At 63.5% G+C, this 22700-nt stretch carries 25 protein-coding genes; 15 read left to right on the top strand and 10 right to left on the bottom strand.

Going from position 1 to position 22700, the window contains the following annotated elements; all coding sequences use genetic code 11:
* Positions 1–121: 121 nt before the first annotated feature.
* Positions 122–541: a hypothetical protein gene (locus G5S35_RS24055; protein WP_080180766.1), complete on the top strand. Its 420-nt coding sequence runs from the start codon at positions 122–124 to the stop codon at positions 539–541.
* 86 nt (positions 542–627) lie between these two features.
* Here G5S35_RS24055 and G5S35_RS24050 read toward each other — a convergent pair whose 3' ends face one another.
* The 6 genes from G5S35_RS24050 to mqo all read right to left on the bottom strand — a co-directional run bounded on the left by G5S35_RS24050 (position 628) and on the right by mqo (position 6020).
* Complete coding sequence (locus G5S35_RS24050) at positions 628–1329, bottom strand: succinate dehydrogenase iron-sulfur subunit (protein WP_065059628.1); 702 nt, start codon at positions 1327–1329, stop codon at positions 628–630.
* A 29-nt stretch (positions 1330–1358) separates the two neighbouring features.
* Positions 1359–3134, bottom strand: coding sequence for a succinate dehydrogenase flavoprotein subunit (gene sdhA / locus G5S35_RS24045; protein WP_080180767.1), 1776 nt, complete (start codon positions 3132–3134; stop codon positions 1359–1361).
* A 4-nt stretch (positions 3135–3138) separates the two neighbouring features.
* Positions 3139–3507: a succinate dehydrogenase, hydrophobic membrane anchor protein gene (sdhD, locus tag G5S35_RS24040; RefSeq protein WP_065064678.1), complete on the bottom strand. Its 369-nt coding sequence runs from the start codon at positions 3505–3507 to the stop codon at positions 3139–3141.
* Between the two features lie 2 nt (positions 3508–3509).
* Positions 3510–3884 carry a succinate dehydrogenase, cytochrome b556 subunit gene (sdhC, locus tag G5S35_RS24035; RefSeq protein ID WP_183040006.1) on the bottom strand — a complete coding sequence of 125 codons (375 nt, stop codon included), beginning with the start codon at positions 3882–3884 and terminating at the stop codon, positions 3510–3512.
* A 119-nt stretch (positions 3885–4003) separates the two neighbouring features.
* Complete coding sequence (locus G5S35_RS24030) at positions 4004–4306, bottom strand: DUF3579 domain-containing protein (protein ID WP_065058617.1); 303 nt, start codon at positions 4304–4306, stop codon at positions 4004–4006.
* Positions 4307–4370: 64 nt separating this feature from the next.
* Positions 4371–6020, bottom strand: coding sequence for a malate dehydrogenase (quinone) (gene mqo / locus G5S35_RS24025; protein WP_183039777.1), 1650 nt, complete (start codon positions 6018–6020; stop codon positions 4371–4373).
* Positions 6021–6497: 477 nt separating this feature from the next.
* Between mqo and G5S35_RS24020 the strand changes: the two genes are divergently transcribed.
* From G5S35_RS24020 to G5S35_RS24010, 3 genes are all read left to right on the top strand, one after another.
* Positions 6498–6722, top strand: coding sequence for a hypothetical protein (locus G5S35_RS24020; RefSeq protein ID WP_065058590.1), 225 nt, complete (start codon positions 6498–6500; stop codon positions 6720–6722).
* Between the two features lie 24 nt (positions 6723–6746).
* Positions 6747–7181, top strand: coding sequence for a DUF3331 domain-containing protein (locus tag G5S35_RS24015; protein ID WP_065058588.1), 435 nt, complete (start codon positions 6747–6749; stop codon positions 7179–7181).
* 115 nt (positions 7182–7296) lie between these two features.
* Entirely contained in the window at positions 7297–8052 is a 756-nt protein-coding gene (locus G5S35_RS24010) for an MlaA family lipoprotein (RefSeq protein WP_065058587.1), read from the top strand.
* 66 nt (positions 8053–8118) lie between these two features.
* Here the strand turns inward: G5S35_RS24010 and G5S35_RS24005 are convergent, their stop codons facing one another.
* The 3 genes from G5S35_RS24005 to G5S35_RS23995 form a co-directional block, all read right to left on the bottom strand.
* Positions 8119–9270: a porin gene (locus G5S35_RS24005; RefSeq protein WP_183039775.1), complete on the bottom strand. Its 1152-nt coding sequence runs from the start codon at positions 9268–9270 to the stop codon at positions 8119–8121.
* Between the two features lie 370 nt (positions 9271–9640).
* Positions 9641–10816, bottom strand: coding sequence for a pilus assembly protein TadG-related protein (locus G5S35_RS24000; RefSeq protein ID WP_065058584.1), 1176 nt, complete (start codon positions 10814–10816; stop codon positions 9641–9643).
* A 34-nt stretch (positions 10817–10850) separates the two neighbouring features.
* Positions 10851–11426, bottom strand: a complete 576-nt coding sequence (locus tag G5S35_RS23995) for a TadE family protein (RefSeq protein ID WP_237181638.1) — start codon at positions 11424–11426, stop codon at positions 10851–10853.
* Between the two features lie 784 nt (positions 11427–12210).
* Between G5S35_RS23995 and G5S35_RS23990 the strand changes: the two genes are divergently transcribed.
* The 11 genes from G5S35_RS23990 (at position 12211) to G5S35_RS23940 (ending at position 21644) form a co-directional block, all read left to right on the top strand.
* A complete protein-coding gene (locus G5S35_RS23990) occupies positions 12211–12387 on the top strand; it encodes a Flp family type IVb pilin (protein WP_074983747.1) in 177 nt (58 codons plus the stop codon).
* 81 nt (positions 12388–12468) lie between these two features.
* Complete coding sequence (locus G5S35_RS23985; RefSeq protein ID WP_074983745.1) at positions 12469–12645, top strand: Flp family type IVb pilin; 177 nt, start codon at positions 12469–12471, stop codon at positions 12643–12645.
* An 82-nt stretch (positions 12646–12727) separates the two neighbouring features.
* The gene (locus tag G5S35_RS23980; RefSeq protein ID WP_074983745.1) at positions 12728–12904 is read left to right on the top strand and encodes a Flp family type IVb pilin; all 177 of its coding nucleotides are present in this window, start codon (positions 12728–12730) and stop codon (positions 12902–12904) included.
* A gap of 214 nt (positions 12905–13118) precedes the next feature.
* Entirely contained in the window at positions 13119–13658 is a 540-nt protein-coding gene (locus G5S35_RS23975) for an A24 family peptidase (RefSeq protein ID WP_408583063.1), read from the top strand.
* A gap of 124 nt (positions 13659–13782) precedes the next feature.
* A complete protein-coding gene (gene cpaB / locus G5S35_RS23970) occupies positions 13783–14631 on the top strand; it encodes a Flp pilus assembly protein CpaB (RefSeq protein ID WP_065058582.1) in 849 nt (282 codons plus the stop codon).
* Between the two features lie 113 nt (positions 14632–14744).
* On the top strand, positions 14745–16580 hold the full coding sequence (locus G5S35_RS23965; protein WP_183039773.1) for a type II and III secretion system protein family protein: 1836 nt from the start codon (positions 14745–14747) through the stop codon (positions 16578–16580).
* 20 nt (positions 16581–16600) lie between these two features.
* Positions 16601–16897 carry a hypothetical protein gene (locus tag G5S35_RS23960; RefSeq protein ID WP_065058579.1) on the top strand — a complete coding sequence of 99 codons (297 nt, stop codon included), beginning with the start codon at positions 16601–16603 and terminating at the stop codon, positions 16895–16897.
* A 79-nt stretch (positions 16898–16976) separates the two neighbouring features.
* Entirely contained in the window at positions 16977–18185 is a 1209-nt protein-coding gene (locus G5S35_RS23955) for a CpaE/TadZ family protein (RefSeq protein WP_110327355.1), read from the top strand.
* A 12-nt stretch (positions 18186–18197) separates the two neighbouring features.
* On the top strand, positions 18198–19616 hold the full coding sequence (locus G5S35_RS23950) for a TadA family conjugal transfer-associated ATPase (protein WP_183039772.1): 1419 nt from the start codon (positions 18198–18200) through the stop codon (positions 19614–19616).
* Between the two features lie 16 nt (positions 19617–19632).
* Positions 19633–20601 carry a type II secretion system F family protein gene (locus tag G5S35_RS23945; RefSeq protein ID WP_183039771.1) on the top strand — a complete coding sequence of 323 codons (969 nt, stop codon included), beginning with the start codon at positions 19633–19635 and terminating at the stop codon, positions 20599–20601.
* A 74-nt stretch (positions 20602–20675) separates the two neighbouring features.
* Positions 20676–21644: a type II secretion system F family protein gene (locus G5S35_RS23940; RefSeq protein WP_065058573.1), complete on the top strand. Its 969-nt coding sequence runs from the start codon at positions 20676–20678 to the stop codon at positions 21642–21644.
* A gap of 208 nt (positions 21645–21852) precedes the next feature.
* Here the strand turns inward: G5S35_RS23940 and G5S35_RS23935 are convergent, their stop codons facing one another.
* Entirely contained in the window at positions 21853–22563 is a 711-nt protein-coding gene (locus G5S35_RS23935) for a GntR family transcriptional regulator (protein ID WP_065058571.1), read from the bottom strand.
* Positions 22564–22700: the final 137 nt, after the last annotated feature.

Raw genomic sequence — 22700 nt, 5'->3', positions numbered from 1 at the left:
TTCACCTTTCACAATCGGATGGCGTTGAATAATAGGGCTTTCTCTACAATACAGGCTCATTTCAGAAGCAGGGAGCCAATGCATGGGCCACTCCAGATCCAGAAAAAACAATCGCCAGGGAGTGACCCGCAGCAAGCTGTTGCCGCTCTCCGGCGCGATGGTGCAGGCCACCTCGCTGCAAAACCATCTCGCGCTCGAAGCGCTGCGTAGCCGCCACGGTGCGAGCCTGCATGTGACGTTTCTGTTTCGCGCCGTCTACCTGACTTATCTGATGAGCGACCTGAACGATCAAAGCCGCGAGATCGAGGTGTTTCAGGAAGCCGAAGCCGCATTGTGCCGTTGCAGCAGCCGCGCGGAAGATCAGGGCGCGTGGCACCTGAACGACGCGGAAATCGAAGCGCTCAAGACGGTGCTGAGCCTGCACGACTGGCAGCTTCAAACCGTTCCCGCGCAGCGCTATGAATCGTCGTGCGCTCATCTGCTGAACTTCGTGATGGATAGCGGCTGCTCGGTGATTCCCGCCTGCGAAATCGCCGTTTGAAGCGCCGTTTGAAGTTTTACGTCGCATAAAGAAGACGCCCCGCCAGGATCAACCTGCCGGGGCGTTCTTTATTGCCGTCTCGTTCGTTACACCGCGCGGCGCACCATCAATTCCTTGATTTTGCCGATGGCACGGGTCGGATTCAAACCCTTCGGGCACACGTCCACGCAATTCATGATCGTGTGGCAGCGGAACAGGCGATACGGATCTTCGAGATTGTCCAGACGCTCGCCGGTGGCTTCGTCGCGGCTGTCCGCGATAAAGCGGTAAGCCTGCAACAAGCCCGCCGGGCCGACGAATTTATCCGGGTTCCACCAGAAGCTCGGACACGAAGTCGAGCAGCTCGCGCACAGAATACATTCGTACACGCCGTCGAGTTCGTCGCGTTGATCCGGTGTTTGCAGCCGTTCTTTCTCGGGCGGCGGCGTATCGTTGATCAAATACGGCTTGATCGAGTGATACTGATTAAAGAAGTGCGTCATGTCCACGATCATGTCGCGCACGACCGGCAGGCCGGGCAACGGGCGCAGCACGATCTTCTGCGGCAGATCGTTCAGGTTCGTGAGGCACGCGAGACCGTTCTTGCCGTTGATGTTCATGGCGTCCGAACCGCACACGCCTTCGCGGCACGAGCGGCGGAACGACAGTGTTTCGTCCACTTCCTTGAGCTTCACCAGCGCGTCGAGCAGCATGCGCTCGTGCGTGAGATCCAGCTCGTAGGTTTGCATGCGCGGCGCGGCGTCCTTGTCGGGATCGTAGCGATAGACTTCAAAAATGCGTTTAGCCATTTCCAGTTCCTTGTGACAGGCGTGCGCGATCAGAACGTACGCGGCTTGGGCGGCACCGACGCGACGCTCATCGGCTGCATCTGCACCGGCTTGTAGTCGAGGCGATCGCCTTCGCTGTACCACAGCGTGTGACGCAGCCAGTTCTGATCGTCGCGTTCCTTGTGCTCGCTCGGCGCGTGTGCGCCGCGGCTTTCCTTGCGCGCTTCCGCCGAGACCATCGTCGCGCGCGCCACCTCGATCATGTTCGCCACTTCGAGCGCTTCCACGCGCGCCGTGTTGAACACCTTCGACTTGTCTTTCAGATGCAGATCGCCGACGCGTTGCGCCACCTCACCGATCATCTTGACGCCTTCGGCCATGAGTTTTTCGGTGCGGAACACGCCCGCGTGATTCTGCATGGTCGAGCGGATATCGCGCGCCACGGCCTGCGTGTGCTCGCCCGATGTCGATTTTTCCAGCTGGTTCAAACGCGAGAGGGCGAAGTCGGCGGCATCGGCGGGCAGCGGTTTGTGGCTGCGAATGGTTTTCACATGATCGATGATGTGATTGCCGGCCGCGCGGCCGAACACCACGAGATCGAGCAGCGAATTCGTGCCCAGACGATTGGCGCCGTGTACCGACACGCACGAGCATTCGCCCACGGCGTAGAAGCCGTTGATCGGATCCTTGAAGCCCTTCGACGTGCCCACGACCTGGCCATGAACGTTGGTGGGAATGCCGCCCATCTGATAGTGGATGGTGGGCACGACCGGAATCGGCTCCTTGATCGGATCGACGTTGGCAAAGCGAATGGCGATTTCGCGAATCGACGGCAGGCGCTTCATGATGGTCTCGGCGCCGATATGCGAGAGGTCGAGCAGAATATGATCCTGCTTCGGACCTACGCCACGGCCTTCGATAATCTCTTGCCCCATCGAACGCGAAACAAAGTCACGCGGCGCGAGATCCTTCAGCGTCGGCGCATAGCGTTCCATGAAACGTTCGCCATTCGAATTACGCAGAATGCCGCCTTCGCCGCGCACGCCTTCGGTAATCAGCACGCCCGCGCCGGCCACGCCGGTCGGGTGGAATTGCCAGAATTCCATGTCCTGCAGCGCGATGCCCGAACGTGCGGCCATGCCCAGGCCGTCGCCCGTGTTGATGAACGCGTTCGTCGATGCCTGGAAGATGCGGCCCGCGCCGCCCGTGGCGAACAGCGTGGTCTTGCCTTCGAGAATGTAGACGTCGCCCGTTTCCATTTCGAGCGCGGTCACGCCCAGCACGTCGCCTTCGGCGTCGCGGATCAGATCCAGCGCCATCCATTCGACGAAGAACGTGGTCTTCGCGGCGACGTTCTGCTGATACAGCGTGTGCAGCAGCGCGTGACCGGTACGGTCCGCGGCCGCGCAGGCGCGCTGCACCGGCTTTTCGCCGTAGTTGGCGGTGTGGCCGCCAAACGGGCGCTGGTAAATCGTGCCGTCGGCGTTACGGTCGAACGGCATGCCCATGTGTTCGAGTTCGTAGACGGCGTTCGGTGCTTCGCGGCACATGAACTCGATCGCGTCCTGGTCGCCGAGCCAGTCGGAGCCCTTGATCGTGTCGTAGAAGTGGTAGTGCCAGTTGTCTTCGCTCATGTTGCCGAGCGAGGCGCCGATGCCGCCCTGGGCCGCGACCGTGTGCGAGCGCGTCGGGAACACCTTCGAGAGCACGCAGACGGACAGACCGGCGCGCGCCAGTTGCAGCGAAGCGCGCATCCCCGAGCCGCCCGCGCCGACGATAACCACGTCGAACTTGCGACGCGGCAGAGAATTCTTGATTGCAGCCATGCTTTTACACTCTCCAGAGAATCTGCGCGGCGTAGCCGAGGCTGCCCAGCAGCCAGGCGATCGTCAGCACGTCCAGCGCGATGCGCAGGCCGACGGGCTTGATGTAGTCCATCCAGATGTCGCGCACGCCGATCCAGGCGTGATAGAACAGCGCGAGCAGCGTGACGAACGTCGCGAGCTTCATCCATTGGGCGGAGAAAATCGACGCCCAGCCGTCGTACGAAAAGTCGTGTGCGCCAAAGAAGAGGACGAGCAGCACGACGGTGTAGATCGCCATGATGACGGCGGTGGCGCGCTGGGCGATCCAGTCACGCAGGCCGTAATGAGCGCCGACGACGAGGCGCTTCGGACCGATACCGTTTTTAGCCGACATTCTTAAAACGCTCCGAAGAGTTTTGCCGCGAAGGCGATCGTGAGGATCGTGGAGATGACGACGACGACGAGCGAGGTCGACTTGCCCTTTTCTTTGGCCGCGAGGTCATGGTTGAAGTCCATGAACAGGTGGCGCACGCCGGCGCAGAAGTGAAAGAGGAAGGCCCAGCCGAGCACGAGCACGACGAGCTTGACGATGATGTTCGAGAGGAAGCCCTTGAAGACCTCGAAGCTGAGTTCGGAGGTAAGGCTCTGGTCAAACAGGAACAGGATGAAAGGGAGGAACAGGAATAGAAGTGCACCGCTCACGCGGTGACCGATCGATACGCGACCGGCCAACGGCAGGCGGTATGCGAACAATATCTGCCCAATCCCGATGTTCCGGTATTCCGGCCTCGGTTTTTTGCGGCTTCTGCCATGCTAGACCTCTCGCAGCTTGAAAATCGACTTCTATGTTGAAAACGGCGGGATTGTGGGGAATCCTCGATGGAATGTTGCTAGCCCTGTCTCTCCACCACGAGATCGTTGTCTTTCGCGAACCGCAGCACGAAATCAAACGCGTAGGGCGCGACGTCGCGCAACCGGGCGTCGAGCACCACGCATTTCAGGTTGCCGATAATCATCGGGCACACGTAGGGCGAGTAACGCAGGTGCGTGTCTTCCTTTCTCACGCCGCGCGCGGGCGGACCGAAACTCGACATTGCACCGGCGAGGCGTTCCGACCAGTCGCTCGGCCGGAAAGTCTTGCCTTTGTGGGTCACGCCCTGGATGACGTAAGCGGCAGGCTGCGCGCTATTCATCTGCAATTCCCTCTGCAATTCGCTCATGGAGTTCGGACTTCGCGGTGAAACGGGCACGCGGATATCAAGCCAGCGAGCGTTGAGAAGCGGCGGCGCTGGCCGTGTTTGCGGCATGCGCGGCTTCGCGGCCCTTTGGCGTCCACATCGGCGGCGCGCTCAATTGCAGCGCCTCGCTGGTCGCATTCAACGATTCGAGCGCCTTGCGCGGATTCGCCGAGAGCTGCGTGCCGTAGCCCGGAATGATCTGGCGGATCTTCGCCTGCCATGCGGGCGAACGCAGCCGCTCCTTGAACGCCATGTCGAGCAGATTCAGCATGATCGGTGCGGCCGTGGAAGCACCCGGCGAAGCGCCGAGCAAACCCGCCATACTGCCGTCCTTCGAACAGACGATTTCGGTGCCGAGTTTGAGCACGCCGCCCTTGACCTTGTCGCGCTTGATGATTTGCACGCGCTGGCCCGCTTGCCAGAGACGCCAATCCTGTTGTTGCGCGCGCGGCAGATATTCCTGCAGCGTCTTCAGGCGATCGGCATCGGACAGCATCAGTTGACCGGCGAGATATTTGATCAGCGAAAACTCGGAGAGGCCCACGCGCACCATCGGCACGATATTGTTCATGCGCGTGCTCGCGAGCAGATCGCTATACGAGCCGTTCTTGAGGAACTTGGTGGAGAAGGTGGCGAACGGCCCGAACAGGAGTGCCTTTTTGCCGTCGAGAATGCGCGTGTCCAGATGCGGCACCGACATCGGCGGCGAACCGACCGACGCCTTGCCATAAGCCTTGGCGAAATGCCGGCTCGTGATGTCGCTGTTTTCGGTGACGAGAAACGAGCCGCCCACCGGAAAGCCGCCATATTCCTTCGCTTCGGGAATGCCGGCTTCCTGGAGCAGCGGCAGCGAACCGCCGCCTGCGCCCACGAACACGAAACGCGCGTCGATACGGCGCGTTTGCGCATGCGATTGATGATTGCCCACGGTCACGCGCCAACTGCCGTCGTCGTTGCGCGAGATCTGCCGGACGTCGCTATTGAGCAGCAGATTGAAATTCGACTGGCTTTCCAGATAGCGCACGAATTGATGGGTGATTTCGCCGAAATTCACATCGGTGCCAATCGACGACCACGTAGCCGCCACTTTCTGGCGCCGGTCGCGGCCCTCCATCATGAGCGGCGCCCATTGCGCGATCTCGCGATGCGATTCCGAATACTGCATGCTCTGGAACAGCGCATTGGTTTGCAGCGCTTCATGGCGCGCTTTCAGGAAACGCACGTTCTCGTCGCCCCAGACGAAACTCATATGGGGCGTGGAATTGATGAACGAACGCGGCTGTTTGAGAATGCCGCGGCTCACGCCCCACGCCCAGAATTGCCGCGAGACCTGAAAGTCCTCGTTGATACGCACGGCCTTGGCGATGTCGATCGAACCGGAGGCGGTGCGTGGCGTATAGTTCAGCTCCGCCAGCGCCGTGTGGCCCGTGCCTGCGTTATTCCAGCCATTCGAACTTTCGGCGGCCACGTCGCCGAGCCGTTCGACCATGGTCATCGACCAGCCGGGTTCGAGTTCGTGCAGCAGCACGCCGAGCGTCGCGCTCATGATGCCGCCGCCAATGAAGAGAACGTCGACCTTGTCGAAGTCGTTTCCGGATTTGCCGCGCGAGTGTGCGGACTGTTCCGGTCGCGCTAGCGCGTCACGTTGTGAATTTTCCAAGATGGTCATTCGCCGGCGCCTAAGCGCAAGATGATTTCCACAATTGCTTCAACGGCATCGAGTCGCTGAAGCGTCGCATTGCCTGATCTCATCGAATCCATGCTTCGCGGTCGGCGATAACACGCAATGGAACGCGCAAAGACGCTGAATTCGGTGAGAACCGCTCAATAGATATGACGAGCACGCTGTGTCGTCTGTCTAGCCGGAAGCGATGTTACGGCCTCGACCCTGCTACATATAGTCGCGGTGTGGAAATGGACCTTTACGGGTTATCTGCGAATAGCCCTGGCTTTCACGTTGTTATTTTTTCGCTTTGCGCAGTGCTGTATTGCCGATCGTGCGCTGGCGAAAACATTGGTTTTACGCGTTTCGCCAGCGGAATGCATGGAACGGACCCTTGCTTCAGGCAGGCTTAATCGGTGCAGAACACCGAACTATAGTTCGCACTGTTGCGGCACTGTGACGCCGCCAGTAAGGAGAAAAGTCGTGAAAGTTCTGCATTGCCTCGTGATTGCCGTTTCGTTGTGCGCCGCTACCGCCCATGCTCAGGGCAATCATGCGCAGCCGTCCGCTGCTGCCGAAAACGCCGCCGTGAGTCAGGACGCGTCGTCCGATCATGGTTTTGGTCGCGTCGAACACCACAAGCAAGGCGACAAGAAAGACGAATGCGTCGGTCCGGTGTCGTTCTGCAATATCTACTTCGGAAGCTGATTCGCTTTTTCCCCGTTTCGGAGAATGAGTTTGAACGACGCGAATACCCACCTCGTTTGGGAAAGCACTGTTGCGCTGCTTGGAAGAATCTCGTCGCCGGACGACGAACTGGCGCGAGCCATTCTCTCCGGGCAGCACCAGCGCTGGGAGGCGTGGAAGAAGAGCGCGGCGGCCCGACATGGCGTGCGCAATCCGCATACGTCGAGCTTTACGATTGTCGATCGCGTCTCCGATCGCTCGATTCTGATCTGCTGGTGCGATGCCACGCTCGGACATTACGCCGAGCAACTGTGGGTCCGGGGCGTGGCGCGGCGCTCGACGCTGTGTGTTCTGAGCGGCCTGCGCGTGCGGCGCGGCGATATCGTGTATCGGCCTTGCACGCGCGGTCAGCGTTCGGTGAATTGCGAGGAAGTCGTGCTGGCGTTCATGGTGGACGGCGTGCCGGGCGGTATCAGCTAGCGTTGCACGCATCCGCATGGTTGTTGCGCTCGATATTGCGCATCAATATTGTGTACCGATAACAACAAAGGGAAGGGCGTTTTACCCGCCTGAGTCTCCACCTATCAAGCTGTTTATGAAGTCAAACACCCTCGTGCGCCGCGCCGCGCGGACCTTGAGTCTCGCCGCGCTGATGGTATTGAGCGCGTGCGCCACGACCGGTCGCCGCGAAGCCGACGATCCGCTCGAACCGATGAATCGCGCGATGTTCTCGTTCAACGAGGGCCTCGACCGCGATGTGGCGAAGCCCGTTGCCAGCGCCTACGCACACGTAATGCCGGAGCCGCTGCAAACGGCTGTGGGCAATCTCTTTTCAAATCTTGGCGATGTCGGCAACTTCGTCAACGACCTGATGCAGCTGAAAGTCACCGACGCCACCGAAGATCTGATGCGCTTCGCGATGAATTCGACTTTCGGTATCGGCGGCCTGCTCGACTGGGCGACGCCCGCCGGTCTGCCCAAACATCATCAGGACTTCGGCCTCACGCTCGGGCATTACGGCGTGCCCTCCGGGCCGTATCTGGTGTTGCCGCTGTTCGGCCCGAGTTCGGTTCGCGATGCGGGCGGTCTGCTGGTGTCGAGCGCGGTCAACCCGACGACGTTCATGCCGTTCGTGGCAAGTACGCCGCTTTTCGGCGTGAACGTGGTGAGCACGCGCTCGCATATGCTCGGCGCCACCGATCTGCTGGAGATGGCGGCGCTCGACAAATACAGTTTCGTGCGTGACGGCTATTTGCAGAGTCGCGCGAATGCGCTCGACGAGCGCAAGGCGCTGCCCGATTACGACGACCCTTCCGCACAGGGCGGCGGCCAGTCGCAGGCGTCGAAATAGCGCTTCGGTCAAGCACTGCGCGGCGCGGATTCGAAAACGGATCCGCGCCGCGCGTCTATGCATCGATCAGAAAATCATGCGAATGCCAATCGCCGCGCCGACGTTGTTGCTGCGCCCGAGCTTGTCGACGGTGCCCGTGAGCGTGTCGGTCGTGCCCGGATAATCGGCGGCGAACGCGCCTGTGCCGCGCGAGAAGTCCGCCGTGCCGTAGATCTCCGTATGCTTCGACAGCGAATATTCCGCCAGCACGGTCGCCGAATAGTTGACGCCCGAGCCGAGCTTGCCGTCGAGCAGTTCGGCGTTGCGCGTGCGGCCGTAATACCCGGCCACGGTAATCAGCAACGGCCGCGTCGCTTGCCAGTTCGCGCCGATATAGAACGTGTTGTCGATACGATTCGGGCTGCTGCCGGGCAGTTTGGGCGCGCCCGATTGCTGCATGTTGGTGTCGGTCGTGCCGGTCTGATCCTGAGCGCGGATCCAGCCGGCGAGCAGACGCACGGCAGGCGTGATCTGATATGCGCCGCTGACGTGCAGCAGATTGATCTTCGCGCCATTAATGGTGCTGCCCGACGCGCTGCTGACCGAGGTCTGCTGAAAGCCTGCACCGAGCATCGCCGGGCCGCGCGCATAGCTCAATTCGACGCCATAGCTGCTGCCGAGGCCTACCGATCCGGCGTGATTGCCGAAGCCGTAAATCGCGTCGATGGTCAGCCCGTTGCTGCTCAGCTTGTATTTGACGCTGTTGTTGATCGTCAGATACGGGCCGATGCCGTTCCACATCCAGCTGTCCTGCCAGTAATTACCCACGGTGAGCGGGTCGAATATGTCGCCCATCGTGTCGTAGAGCGGCGCATATTGATTGCCGAGGGTGACCGTGCCGTAGCGTTCGCTCGACAGGCCCACGTAGGCCTGACGGCTGAATAGCGTATTGGCGACGTGCATTTCGCCGCTATTCAACTCGAAACCATTCTCGAGGCGAAAGATGGCGGACACGCCGCCGCCCAGATCCTCGCTGCCGCGCAGGCCCCAGCGGCTATGGGTTTCTGGACCGACGGCCATGCTCATCAGGTCCTTGCCGTCGGCGGCGGCATTGGTTTGATAGCGCAGCGCCGTATCGACGATGCCGTACAAGGTTACCGAGCTTTGTGCATGGGCCGACGAGGCGCCCGCGATGGCGGTCAGCGTGCCAATCGCCCCTGAAATGACGACATTTTTCATTGTTTGAGTACGGTGTGAGGTCCAAAACCGAACGTTGCGAACGTAGCAATCGTCGTATCGATCGACGTATCGATCGGCTCGCGCAAACGAGCGGACGCAGCATAGTGGTTCGGCCAGGTGCGAGAAATTGCGCCACGCGAAGAAGTGCGTTGCACTTCGCGGAAGAATGGCGCGGCGAGGGAGAAAGCGAGGAATCGAGGCGCGCCGCCGGGCCGGCGCACTCAGCGAACGGTATTCATGCGTGGCGCGGCAAGGGACTTTTCCTGCACATGCACTTGACGAACGCCGTTCGGTGAGTGATTGCCATGAACGCAGGCGCGCCCATGGCCGTTTCAAAAACCGCTTGAAAACAGGGCTTTAAAACATGGCTTCAGTACCACGCGCTTGACGGCAACGCCGCGAGCACCGGCGGCGTGAGCGCGCCATAGTATGACGAGGTCGTGCCGCCCGCGGTGGTGCTGCCCGCGCGCGCCGCGATCAGATGCGCGATCACGCACTTCTTGCAGGGCGGCCCGGAGCACGCGGCGTTGTTGTTGCACGCGGGCGTGGACTTGCCATTCGCACCAATCACGTAGTCGATTTGAAGCGAGGCAAAACCGACGACAGGCGTGTCGCCGCCGCTGCCGCTTCCGCTCATGATGCTGCTGTCGCCCACCACGGGCACCGTCACCAGCAGCGGCGGCGTCAACGGGAAGTTGTTGTAGATCGACGATTCCACGCCGGGCTGGATCGAGATTTTCGCGCCGGTCGAGAGCGCGGGTCCGTTGCCCGAGGTCATCAGGCATTTGGCGGCCGTCACGCTGCTCGGACTCATGCCCGAACACGGCCCATAGGCGCTCGAATTGGAGTCGAGCGTCAGCGCGGTCCATTGCGCGGCGGCGCCGATGCAGTTCGACGGCGCACCGTTGCCGATTTCGATTTCGACGCCGCTAATCGGCTGGCCGTTTTTCCAGTACGCCGCATTCTGATAGACGCACTGGTTCAGCGCGATCGGGAAAAGCGCGCCCGGCAGCGCCACGCCCGGCGCGGATACGACCGCCACCGCCGTCGCGCTTGCGGAGAGCGATGGCACGCCGACCAGTGCGCCGAGCACGAGCGGCAGGTTCGCGCCGTCCGCGAGGCCCACGGTAACGATCACCGCGGGCTTGACCGTCGCCGAGGTGATCGTCTGCGGCAGTGAAGCGGGGACGCTCGATGGCACGTTGGCCACGTCCCAGTAACCGACGCTGATGGTTTTCGCGGCGGCGGCCTGTCCGTCGGCGGTGTTTGCCGAGGCATATTGCGTGGCGGCCGCGCTCGCGGCTGTCGAGGCCGTTGTCCAGACCGCGGGCACGGCGCTCGCGGCCAGTTGACCCGGCAACGCGCGCACGCCCGCGAGCGCGGCCGCATCGGCGGCGTTCTGCAACTGGTGACGCACGACGACCCAGCGTCCGATATCGATCGCCATCGCGGCGCTGCCGAGCAGTGTGATCAGAAGCAACGCCACCTGGACGGCGACCGCGCCGCGTTGGCGGCGTGCGCGGCGGCCCGTAAAGATCTTGTTCATGCTGTGAACTCCTGAAAAGCGGGCTCGCGTGCCGTTATTCGCAACTCATCATCGTCGACGAGGTCAGCGTGAGGATGTTGTTGAACGCGGCCGGAAACGGGCTGAGCGCCGCGCCGAGCAGCAGTCCCTGAAACGTGTAGCTGACGGTCACGGTCAGCGAATTGCCGGCGCTGCATCCGGCGCCCGTCGTGCAGCTGTTGGACGCCGTGCAACTGGTGAGCGTGACGCTGGGCTGATTCGTGGAGCTGAAGTTGATCAGCATGGTCGACAGGCCGCCGGTGGCGATCTGCCCGACCGACGTGGCGGACATATAGTAGGGCGTGCCCGTGGAAGTCTCGCCGAACGCCACGCCTTGCCGCACGGCTGCGCGGCTCGCACTGGTGATGACGGTCTTGTCGTAGAGCACGAAGCCCAGTTCGACGATGCCGAATAGCAGTGTCAGCAACAGCGGCAGGACGAGCGCGAATTCGACGATGGCCGATCCGCGCTGCCTCCGTCGTCCCCGACTGATTCGTTCTCCGGGCCGCGCTCGATTGCGCGCGCCGTTCACGCTTTTCCCCCGCCGGTCCGCAACCTTGCTGAACGCCGCTGCACTCATGGGCTTGTGCATGATAGGTCTCCTTTCTTGTTGGGCTGAAAGCACGCGCTGTGGCTTGCCGTTTTCCGGCATCGCCGCCTGGTCTGGGGGCGCACGTCTGTCAGTCGGAGCCAATCTATTACGAAATGCCAGCGTCTTGCGTGCGCCATCAAACCAATCGCGGATTTTAAGGGGGTGGTTTTATAGAGTCGTCCGATGGTGCTGATATATTGAATATAATTAAATTGTAAGGTTTGATGTTTTATTTTAAGTGAGTTTTTAAGGCGCGCCATTTTGGAAAAAATTCATTCTTGAGCGTGTGTTTTTATTCGGGTTTGTACGATGTTTTATAATCAAATGTTGAAATAATCATACTATTGAGTGTCGTTATATAAGCGATGCTATGACGGTCACGCCATTAAATCCGATTCAGTGCAACTGTGTCAGACGCCCTGGTGGCCTCGGAAGGCTCGTGTGGCTTGGGGTGCGGCGCCATGAGACCAGAGGGCGAGGGCAGGTTATCGGCAACAGATTGGGGTAAATAATCGGGGAATTCCCGATGTTTTTATCCGTCATCATCGGTTTGCGGATGATAATTACTATCAATATCAATTCAGTGTGCGAAAGTGCAGTTGGGTTTTAATGGAAAACCCGATTTAATCGCGTAAATCGAGATTAACGTGCGAAATCGAACATTAGACGAATGGCGCGGCGCGTAAAACGGAATCGCCTGAACGATGCAATCAAATACACAGTGCAATCGGCCAGGAACGCGCAGGCAATTCGGGGGTATCAACCAAACTCAATGGAGTTAATCATGCAAACGCTTAGTGCTACAGCAAAGGGTTTTATCAAGGATGAACGCGGAGCGACGGCTGTCGAGTACGGCATGATCGTCGCGCTGATTGCGGCCGTGATCGTGACGGTGGTCACGACGCTCGGCACGCAGATCAACAACGCGTTCACCGCGATCTCGAACGCGCTGCCGAAGTAACGGGAAGCAACACGGGTGAGCGCCGCGAGCGTTCACCGGGTTTCGGATACCGAATCAAAGTTCACTTTTACGGGGTACATCATGAAAAAGCTTATCGCCACGGCAAACGGTTTCATCAAAGACGAACGCGGTGCGACGGCCGTCGAGTACGGCATGATCGTCGCGCTGATCGCGGCGGTGATCGTGACGATCGTCACGACGCTCGGCACGCAGATCAACACCGCGTTCACCAAGATCTCGAACGCGCTGCCGAAGTAACGCGGGCGTGATACCGGTGGGCGTCACGAACGTCCAACGGGTTTCGGATAACGAATCAATGTCCACATTAACGGGGTTCATCATGAAAAAGCTTATCGCTACGGCAAACGGTTTCATCAAGGACGAACGCGGCGCGACGGCCGTCGAGTACGGCATGATCGTCGCACTGATCGCAGCGGTGATCGTGACGATCGTCACGACGCTCGGCACGCAGATCAACACCGCGTTCACCAAGATCTCGAACGCGCTGCCGAAGTAACGGGAAAGTGATGCGGGTGGGCGCCACGAACGCCCACCCTGATTCGGATAACGAATCAAATTCCGGCACAAGATCAGCCGGGCGATACGGAACCGGAAACGGCTTCACGTGCACAGACCAGGTGCCGCGATCGCGGGCAGAACAGATCGAAAAACGGCGCAAAGAAAGGCGCAAAAGCGCTCGAACAAAAACAATCGAAACGGGGTACATCATGATCATCTCGCATTTTTCGGTGCAGCCGATTCCGCTCGGCGTGACCTTGTCGGTCATCCTGGCGGCGAGCACGGACCTCACGGCGCGGCGCGTGCCGAATCGGCTCATCGCGGCGGGCCTTGTCGCCTCGCTGGCGGCGCAGCTCTGGCTCGACGGCGCGCAGAGCGGCGGCCTTCACTGGCTCGCAGGCGTGCTCACGGGCTTCGCGCTGCTCTTTCCGGTGTATCTGCTCGGCGGCATGGCGGCAGGCGACGTCAAGCTCCTCATGCTCGTAGGCGGCTGGCTGGGCGCCGACGCCACGCTCGATGTCGCGCTGTTCGCGGGGCTGATCGGCGGCGGCTGGGCGCTCGCCCTGGTGATTGCCCGACGGCGCGTGCGCGCGCTGTGCGCGAACGTCGCCTGGCTGCTGGGCTCCATGCTGCACGGCACGCGCGGGCGCGGCTCGCTGGAGCATCTGCCGGGCGGTTCGGTGGGCACGATTCCCTACGCGGGTGCGATTGCCGCCGGCACGCTCATCGTGCTCAGCCATTCCATCCCATAACCGGCTTTCATCGAGCGGGTTCCAGACATCGTTTTTTCGAGTGTGTCCGGCCAGCGTGGACGGACCGCATGCAAGCGGCGCGAGGCCCCCTGCCGGACGACGCGTTTTTGACGAGGAGTCAACCATGAAAAACAGCCGTGCTCTTGCCATGCTGGCGATCGCCATGCTGGCCGGCCTCGCCGCCGTGGTGTTCGCGTCGCGCTGGCTCGTGCAGACATCGTCGGGCGCGACCGTGCCCGTCGCGGTCGCGGCCAACGACATCAATCTCGGCGAGCCACTCAACGAAGCGATGGTGCGCACCGTCAACTGGCCGCGTGACAGCGTGCCGCCCGGCGCGTTCGCCACGCCCAGGTCGCTCGACGGCCGCGTGGTGCGCGTCGGTCTCACGCACGGCGAACCCGTGCTGGAGGCGAAGCTCGCGCCGGTCGGCACCAAGGGCGGTTTGTCGGCGGTGATCGGCGAAGGGCGCCGTGCGATCACGGTGCGCGTCAACGACGTGGTCGGCGTGGCGGGTTTCGCGCTGCCGGGCAATTTCGTCGACGTGATCGTGAATACGCAGCAGACCGACGGCGCCGTCAAGCGCGCCGACAACCAGGAAAGCATTTCGAAGATCGTGCTCGAAAAGATTCTCGTGCTGGCTGTCGCGCAGCAGGTGAATCGCGACGACACCGCGCCCAAGGTGGTCAACGCGGTGACGCTCGAAGTGACGCCCGAACAGGCCGAAAAGCTCGATCTCGCGCGCAGCGTCGGCACCTTGTCGCTGGTGCTGCGCAATCAGGTCGATCGCGATACCGGCAGCACGGGTGGCGCGACCAAGCAGACGCTGCTCGACGAAAAGACGCCCGCGCCGGTCAATGCGCCCGCGCCGGCCGCGCCGAAGGTGGTGCACGTGAAGTACGCCGCGCATCAGGAAGCGAAACGCGATTGCATCGGCGTGCTCTCGGGCGTGACCGGCAGTCAGGAGTGTTTCTGAGCGCGCGTTGTTGAGTACGAGCGGTAAAGCGCCGCGCGATTGCGCAAGGCGCACAGACGCGAGTCCCGCAAGGCGGCCCGCGAACCACAAGATTCGATACGGGGTGTTGAGCCATGAACAAGCACAGCAAACGCGCGGCTTGCGCGCAAGGGCGAGACCGCGCTCCGGCGCTCGCCGCCACGGCCTTGATGGTCTGCTCGGGACTGCTCGCCGGTACGCCCGGCGTGGCGCAGGAACTGGCCGAAGGCGCGGCGCTTTCCAGGGGCGCACTCACCGCGCCCGCGCCGATGGGCAAGGGTCCGATGCAGATGACCATCAGCATGGCGCCCACGCCGGCGGCCGGTGCGCCGAAGGCCGTCGCGGGGCCGCTGCGCGGACCGAACTGCGTCGGCTCGATCCGTGCGGAGCGCAATGTGATCGTGCCGCTCGGCAAGTCGATGCTGGTGCCGGTCGACGAACCGGTGCGCAACCGCACGCTCGGCAATCCGGAGATCGCGCAGGCAACGATGGTCTCGCCGCAGACGCTTTATCTCGTCGGCCAGGCGGTGGGCACGACCAACATGATCGTGCAGGGACGCAGCGGCGCGTGTCAGGTGATCGACGTGATCGTGAGCGCGGACGCGGGCGGCCTGCAAGCCGCGCTCGCCCAGTTGATGCCCGAGGAGCGCGATATCCGCGTGTCGACGGCCGCCGACAATCTCGTGCTCGCGGGCCATGTGTCGAGCGCGCAGGCGGCGGCGCAGGCCGTGGAGATCGCCAAGGTGTTCGGCGTGAACCAGTCGGGCAACAACGCCCAGAAAAACGGCGGCGTGCTCAACATGCTCTCCGTCGATACGCCGCAGCAGGTGATGCTGGAAGTCAAGGTGGCTGAAGTGGACAAGACGCTGCTCGACGAACTCGGCGCGGCCGTCAACATCCAGGGGGGCTTCGGCTCATGGCAGGGCGCGCTCGTGAGCAATCTGCTCGCGGGCGCGTCGAGCGTGTTCGGCGTGTCGAAGGCGAATAACCGGCCATTCAAGCTCGCCATGGACGCGCAGAAGACCGACCAGCTCGTGAAGATTCTCGCCGAGCCGAATCTCGTCACCATCAGCGGTCAGGAAGCCACCTTCCTCGCGGGCGGCGAAGTGTTCATCCCGGTGCCGCAGAGCAGCTCGGGCACGGGCGCGACGGCGATCACGCTGCAGCAGCAGGAGTTCGGCGTGGGGCTCAAGTTCACGCCCACGGTGCTCAGCAACGGCCACATCAACCTGCGGGTCGCGCCGGAAGTGTCGGAGCTGTCGCCCACGGGCGTGACGCTGACGGCGGCCAACGTGAGCGGCGCGACGATCCTGCCGCTCATCACCACGCGGCGCGCCTCGACCACGGTGCAGATGGCCGATGGCGAGTCGTTCGCGATCGGCGGGCTGATCCGCAACAACATCACGGGCTCGCTCAAGGCGATGCCGGGGCTCGGCGAGATTCCCGTGCTCGGCGCGCTGCTGCGCAGCACCTCGTTCCAGCAGGACCGATCGGAACTCATCTTCATCATCACGCCGCATCTGGTGAAGCCCGTGAAGTCGCTCGCCCAATTGCCGATGCCGACCGACAGCTTCTCGCAGCCGAACGAAGCCGATGTCTACGCCACCGGCAACATGGAAGGCCGCGCCGCACGCAATACGGGACGCTTCGCGACGCCTGCCGCACCGGCTGCGCCCGCCAATGCGCCGCACAACGACAACCTGCTGCCTGCGCCGCAAACGCCCGCCCAGATGCCCACTCAGATGCCCGCTCAGTTACCGGGTTCTCCCGGTCCGGTGCCGGGAGCGCCTGCGACGCCCACGACGCCCGCAACATCGGCGGCGACGCCCGACGCGGCGAACAGCAGCCAGTCCGCGCGGCGCCTGGCATCGGCGGCCGGTACGGGAAGCGACGAACCCGCCGACGCGGCGCATGCCGCCGGCGCACAGTGATCCAGGGATAGGGGAACGCCATGAAAACACTTTACGCACACATTGGCCGCCTGCTGGCGATGAGCGTGGCCGGCGCCGCGCTCGGCGGTTGCATGACCAGCTCGCCGATCTGGGAAGCGCACTTCGGCGAAGCGGTACGCACGTCCATGCGCGCGCAGATCATCGATCCGGATGCGGCGCAGCACGTGGACGTGTCGCCGGGCATCGACGGCAAGGCCGCGGCGGCGTCGATCAAGCGCTACACCGAGTCGTACGAGAAGCCGCCCGTGTCCGACAACGCCTTCACGATGGGCGTGACGAACGGCACGACTCACTGACCCCACGCGGCACGTGAGCCGGACAGCGCGATGAAGCCACGGGCCGCCTGAACGCGGCCCTCAGCGGAGCCACACGATCATGATCGATTTACTCATTACCTCGACGGACGAAGCGCGCCTGAGCAGCCTCGTGCGGCTGGTCGGCGAGTGCGGCGCGTACCGCACGACGCGCGCGGCGGTGCGGCCCGGTCAGCTTGCGGGCCGCGCCGATACACTCGACGCCTTCGACGTGTTGATTGTCGACGCGCGCACGCTGCACGACGCCGACCTCGCCGCCGTGGCGGACCTCACGCGCCGCCACGAGCGCCTCACCTGTATCCTGCTGATTCCCGAAGCGTCGCCCGAGGCGCTGCTCGCCGCCATGCGCGCCGGCTTTCGCGACGTGCTCACGGGCGAGCCGGAGCGCCGTGCCATCGGCGACGCGCTGCAGCGCGCGGGCGAGCAGCGCAGCGCGGCCGGCGCGCATGCCACGCGCGTGATTTCCTTCGTTTCGTGCAAAGGTGGCGTGGGCGCGAGCTTCATCGCGGCCAATGTCGCGCATCTGATCGCGAGTGCGCATCAGCAGCGCGCGTTGCTGATCGACCTGAACCAGCTTTACGGCGACGCCGCGTTTCTCGTCACCGGCGAAACCCCGCCGTCGACGCTCGAACAACTGAGCGCGCAGGTCGATCGCATGGACGTCGCGTTCTTCGAGGCGAGCGTCACGCACGCCGGCCCGCGCTTCGACATTCTCGCGGGCGCGGGCGATCCGGTGAAGGCGGCCGAAATTCGCGCGGAACGGCTCGAATGGATTCTCGGCGTGGCCATGCCGCGCTACGACTTCGTGATTCTCGATCTCGGGCCGAGCATCAATCCGGTGTCGATGCTGGCGCTCGATCGCAGCAGCGAGATTCATGTTGTCTTGCAGGCGAGCATGCCGCATCTGCGCGCGGGACGGCGTCTGCTCGACATCCTGCACGCACTCGGCTATGCGCAGGACAGCCTGCATCTCGTGCTCAACCGCCTCACGCGTTACGACGACGCCGCGCGCGAGGCCGCGCCCGACGTGCTCGGCATCAAGCCGCAACTGACGATCGCCGACGACGCGCGCGCGGTCAGCGAAGCCATCAACCACGGCGTGCCGATTGCCGAAGCCGCACGCAGCAGCGCCGTCACGCGCAGCCTGCAAACGCTCGCCGCCGACATCGTCATGCCGCAGCGCGCGAACGGCGGCGCACGCGTCAAGCGCGAGTCGATGCTCGCCCGCTTCGTCGGCCGCCAGGGCACGCCGAAGCTCGGCACCCTTTAACGGAGACCCGTCATGTCGCTTCGTGAACAGATTTTTTCCCAGCGCATCGAACCGGCGCTCGCCGAGACGGCGAAAAGCGGCGTGGGCGTCGCCAGCGCATCGGCTGCCTCGGCGGCGGTCGCCGCAGCCGCAGCGGCTGCCTCGATCAAGTCGGACGCCTATCGCAAGCTCAAGTACGAGATGCATCAGGCGGTGCTCGAACGTGTCGAGCTCGAACGGCTCACGCGCCTGCCGCAGGATCAGATCCGCCAGGAGATCGCCACGCTGATCGCGCGCATGCTCGAAGAGCAGAAGGCGCCCGCCAGCGATCTCGAACGCCGCCAGCTCGCCATCGACGTCTACGACGAGATGTTCGGCTTCGGCCCGATCGAGGTGCTGCTGCGCGATCCGGGCGTGTCGGACATTCTCGTCAACACCGCGCGCCAGACCTATGTCGAGCGCAAGGGGCGCCTCGAACTCACCGACGTTACGTTCTACGACGATGCCCATCTGATGAAGGTGATCGAGAAGATCGTCTCGCGCGTGGGCCGCCGGATCGACGAATCGAGCCCGATGGTCGATGCGCGCCTGCCGGACGGCTCGCGCGTGAACGCGATCATTCCGCCGCTCGCGGTCGACGGGCCGCTCGTTTCGATCCGCCGCTTCGCCGTCAAGCCGCTCATGATCGAGGACCTGGTCGCGCTGCAAACGCTGACGCCGCCGATGGCCGACGTGCTCAACGGGCTCGCGCGCGCGAAGATCAACATGCTCGTCTCGGGCGGAACGGGCAGTGGCAAGACCACGCTGCTCAACGTGCTCTCGGCCTTCATTCCCGACGACGAGCGCATCGTCACGATCGAGGACGCCGCCGAACTGCAACTGCACCAGCCCCACGTGCTGCGGCTCGAAACGCGTCCGCCCAATATCGAAGGACGCGGCGAGATCACGCAACGCTCGCTCGTGCGCAACGCGCTGCGCATGCGGCCCGACCGCATCATCCTCGGCGAAGTGCGCGGCGCGGAAGCGCTCGACATGCTCAACGCGATGAACACCGGCCACGAAGGCTCGCTCGCGACGATCCACGCGAACACGCCGCGCGACGCGCTTACGCGGCTCGAAAACATGATCAATCTCGGCGGGCTCGCATTGCCGCCGCGCACGATGCGCCAGCAGATCGCCTCGGCAATTTCGGTGGTCGTGCAGGTCGCGCGCCTGACCGACGGGCGTCGCCGCCTCATGAGCATTTCGGAGATCACCGGCATGGAAGGCGACGTCGTCAACATGCAGGAAATCTTCACGTTCAAGCGTACCGGCGTCGACGGGGCGGGCAACGTGCAGGGCCACTTCTGCGCGACCGGCGTGCGGCCGCGCTTTAGCGACCGGCTGGCGGCGTTCGGCGTGAATCTGCCGGATGCGGTGTTCGATCCGGGCCGCCGTTTCGACGTGGCCTGAGCGCGAGGAGAACGCTATGAACACTACGTTCCTCACCGCCGCCGTGTTGCTGTTCGTCGCGGTGGTCATGAGTTGCCAGAGCGCCTGGGTCTGGTGGAACGGCCGCCACGGCGCAGCCGCGAAACGGCTCGCCGCGCGCCTCGAAGCGTTGACGGCGGGCAGCACGTCGCGCCGCGAAGCGCTGTCGATCCTCAAGGCGCGCCGCCTCGGCGCGGCCACGCCGCTCGCACGCGCGCTGCCGTTCCTGCGCTCGCTCGACGCGTGGCTCATGCAGTCGGGCCTGCCGTGGTCGCTCGGGCGCCTCGGCGCGACCTGCGCCGCCTTCGCGCTGATCGCGATGCTGGGCGCGTCGCTCGCGCGTGTGCCGCTCGCGGGCGCGTTCGGCGCGGCGCTGGCGGGCGCACTGCTGCCGCTGCTCTACGTGCGCCGCCATCGCGCCCGCCGCCTGCGTCACTTCGAGCGTCAGTTGCCCGATATCTGCGACATGCTGGCGCGCGCGCTGCGCGCGGGCCATGCGTTCTCCAGCGCGATCGACATGGCAGGCACCGAGTTCGCCGAACCGGCGGGCGGCGAATTCCGCATCACCTTCGACGAGATCAATTACGGCGTCTCGCTCAACGACGCGCTGGCCGGTCTCGCGACGCGCATGCCGGTGCGCGATCTGCGCTACCTCGTGATCGCGGTGCTGATCCAGCGCGAGACCGGCGGCAATCTCGCCGAACTGTTCGACAGCATCGCGTGGCTGATCCGCGAGCGCTTCAAGCTGTTCGACAAGGTGCGCGTGCTGTCGGCCGAAGGGCGGCTTTCGGCGTGGGTGCTCGGGATGCTGCCGATCGGCTCGGCGGTGCTCATCAGCATTGTCAATCCGACGTTTCTCGATGTGTTCTGGAACGACCCGGTGGGTGTCCGGCTGCTCGACGGCATCGTGATCTCGATGATCTGCGGGGCCGTCTGGATTCGCCGCATCGTGCGTATTCGCGTGTGAGCGCGGGGCGCAGGCCGGATCGCACATCACCAGCAATCGCCCATATCAATCACCGATCAAGACGGGGGATCACCATGCAATCGCTCGAACTCAAACAATGGCTCGTGTTGATCGGGCTGTTCGGCGGCGTGTTCGCGCTCACGCTGAGCGCGCTGTTCGTCTTCATGCCGCGCACGTTGCAGCGGCGCGCGGAGCAGGCGGCGGGCGCACGCTTCGCGGGCAATGCCGCCGACGCGGGCGAGCAACGCGACAAGCCGGTGTGGGTCGAGCGCTTCGCGCAGATGTCCGCGCCGCTCTCGAAGCTTTCCGCGCCCGACGAAAACGGCGACGTCTCGGCGCTGCGCGTGCGCCTGATGAACGCCGGCTGGCGCTCGCCGGGCGCGGTCGCGGTGTTCCTCGGCGCGCGCACGGCGCTCGCGCTCGCGCTGCCGCTGGCGGCTTCGCTCTCGCTCGTCGGCACGACGTTGCGCCCGAACACGGCGGTGCTGCCGCTCTCGCTCGTAGCGCTCGCGGGACTCGGTTATTACCTGCCGGGATTCGTGCTCAGGCGCTGCATCGCGCGGCGTCGCCGGCAGATTTTCGAAGACTTTCCGGATGCGATCGATCTGATGACGGTGTGCGTGGAAGCCGGTCTTGGCCTCGACGCGGCGATGATGAAAGTGGCCGAGGAAATCCGGCCGCGCAGCCCCGTCGTCGCCACCGAACTCGACCTGATGCTGCTCGAAATGCGCTCCGGCTTTTCGAAGGAGCAGGCGCTGCGCAACTTCGCGATGCGCACCGGCGTGGAGGACATCGACGGCTTCGCGACCATGCTGATTCAGGCCGAGCGCTTCGGCACCAGCATCGGCACCTCGCTGCGCGTGCTGTCCGATACGCTGCGCACGCGGCGGCGCATGCGCGCCGAGGAATCGGCCGCGAAGATCGCGCTGAAGCTGCTGTTTCCGCTGATGTTCTGCATCTTCCCCACGCTGCTCGCCGTGCTGATGGGCCCGGCGTTCATCCACATCTTTCGTGCGCTGTCGCCGAGCCTCGGGGGAGGCTGAGGCTTGCAGCGGTGTGCTGTGTTGTGATGTGAAGTGTGCCCTTTGCCGGCCGTCACGCGATCAGGACGCGTGCGCCGGCATCTTTTTCTGTTATCAGGGCGCGTGATAGGGCTGATCAGCAATCCGGATTGGACACGCCGCGATGCAGCGCTGAAGATGCGTGATGCGGCATGACTAGCGGTCAATCACTCGGATTGATAAACGCTGATTAACGGCCTGCGATCGCGTGGTGCAGGGCCGCTTGCGGCGCGTCCGCGGGTGCGGGCGTCTGGCCCAGACTGGCGCGGATATACGAATGCTCGGTGCTGCGAATATGCGTGCGCAACTCCGTGCACGCCTTCTTCACATTGCCCTCGCGCACGAGTTCCATGATGTGCGCATGGGTGTCCTGGCAGGAATCGACGGTCTCGTCGGCCACCGAGAGGCGCGCGCGCAACGCGTGAATCTTGTCGGCGACGAGCTGATACGCCTGCTGCACATAACCGTTCCCGCATGCAGCGACGATCGCGCCATGAAACGCGGCGTCGTGATCGCGCGCGCGTCCGTCCTGCGTGCCGCCCGCGGGCGCGAGCGCTTGCGCCAGCGCGTCGGCGAGCGCGGCGCTATCGGCCTTCATCGCCAGTTCCAGCGCCGACGATTCGACGATCTCGCGAAAGCGGCAAATCTCGCGCACCTGCTCCACGGTCGGCTGGAACACGTAAGTGCCGGATTGCGGCTGCACTTCCACGAGCCCTTCGAGCTTCAGTTGCACCAGCGCCTCGCGCACGGGCGTCTTGCTCACGCCGAGCTGCCCGGCAAGCACGTTCTCGGACAGCTGGCTGCCAAACGCCAGATGGCCGTCGACGATCGCGCGACGGATGCTTTCTTTCGCAATAGCCGTGAGGGACTTCGGGCGCTCCCCCAGTTTTTCGATACTCATGGTCAGCCAGTGGGCGTATGGACCGGCGCGCGACAGCCTGGAGGCTGCTCGCCGATGCCGTGACGGGGACGTGGGCGTCGCGTTCCGCCGAAATCCGGCGTCGCATCGCAATGATCCGAAATATAGCACGCCCCCTT

The organism is Paraburkholderia tropica, assembly GCF_014171495.1.
GTDB classification, from domain to species: domain Bacteria; phylum Pseudomonadota; class Gammaproteobacteria; order Burkholderiales; family Burkholderiaceae; genus Paraburkholderia; species Paraburkholderia tropica.
The sequence above is the reverse complement of the archived record's forward strand: the minus strand, read 5'-3'. Positions and strand labels throughout refer to the sequence as shown.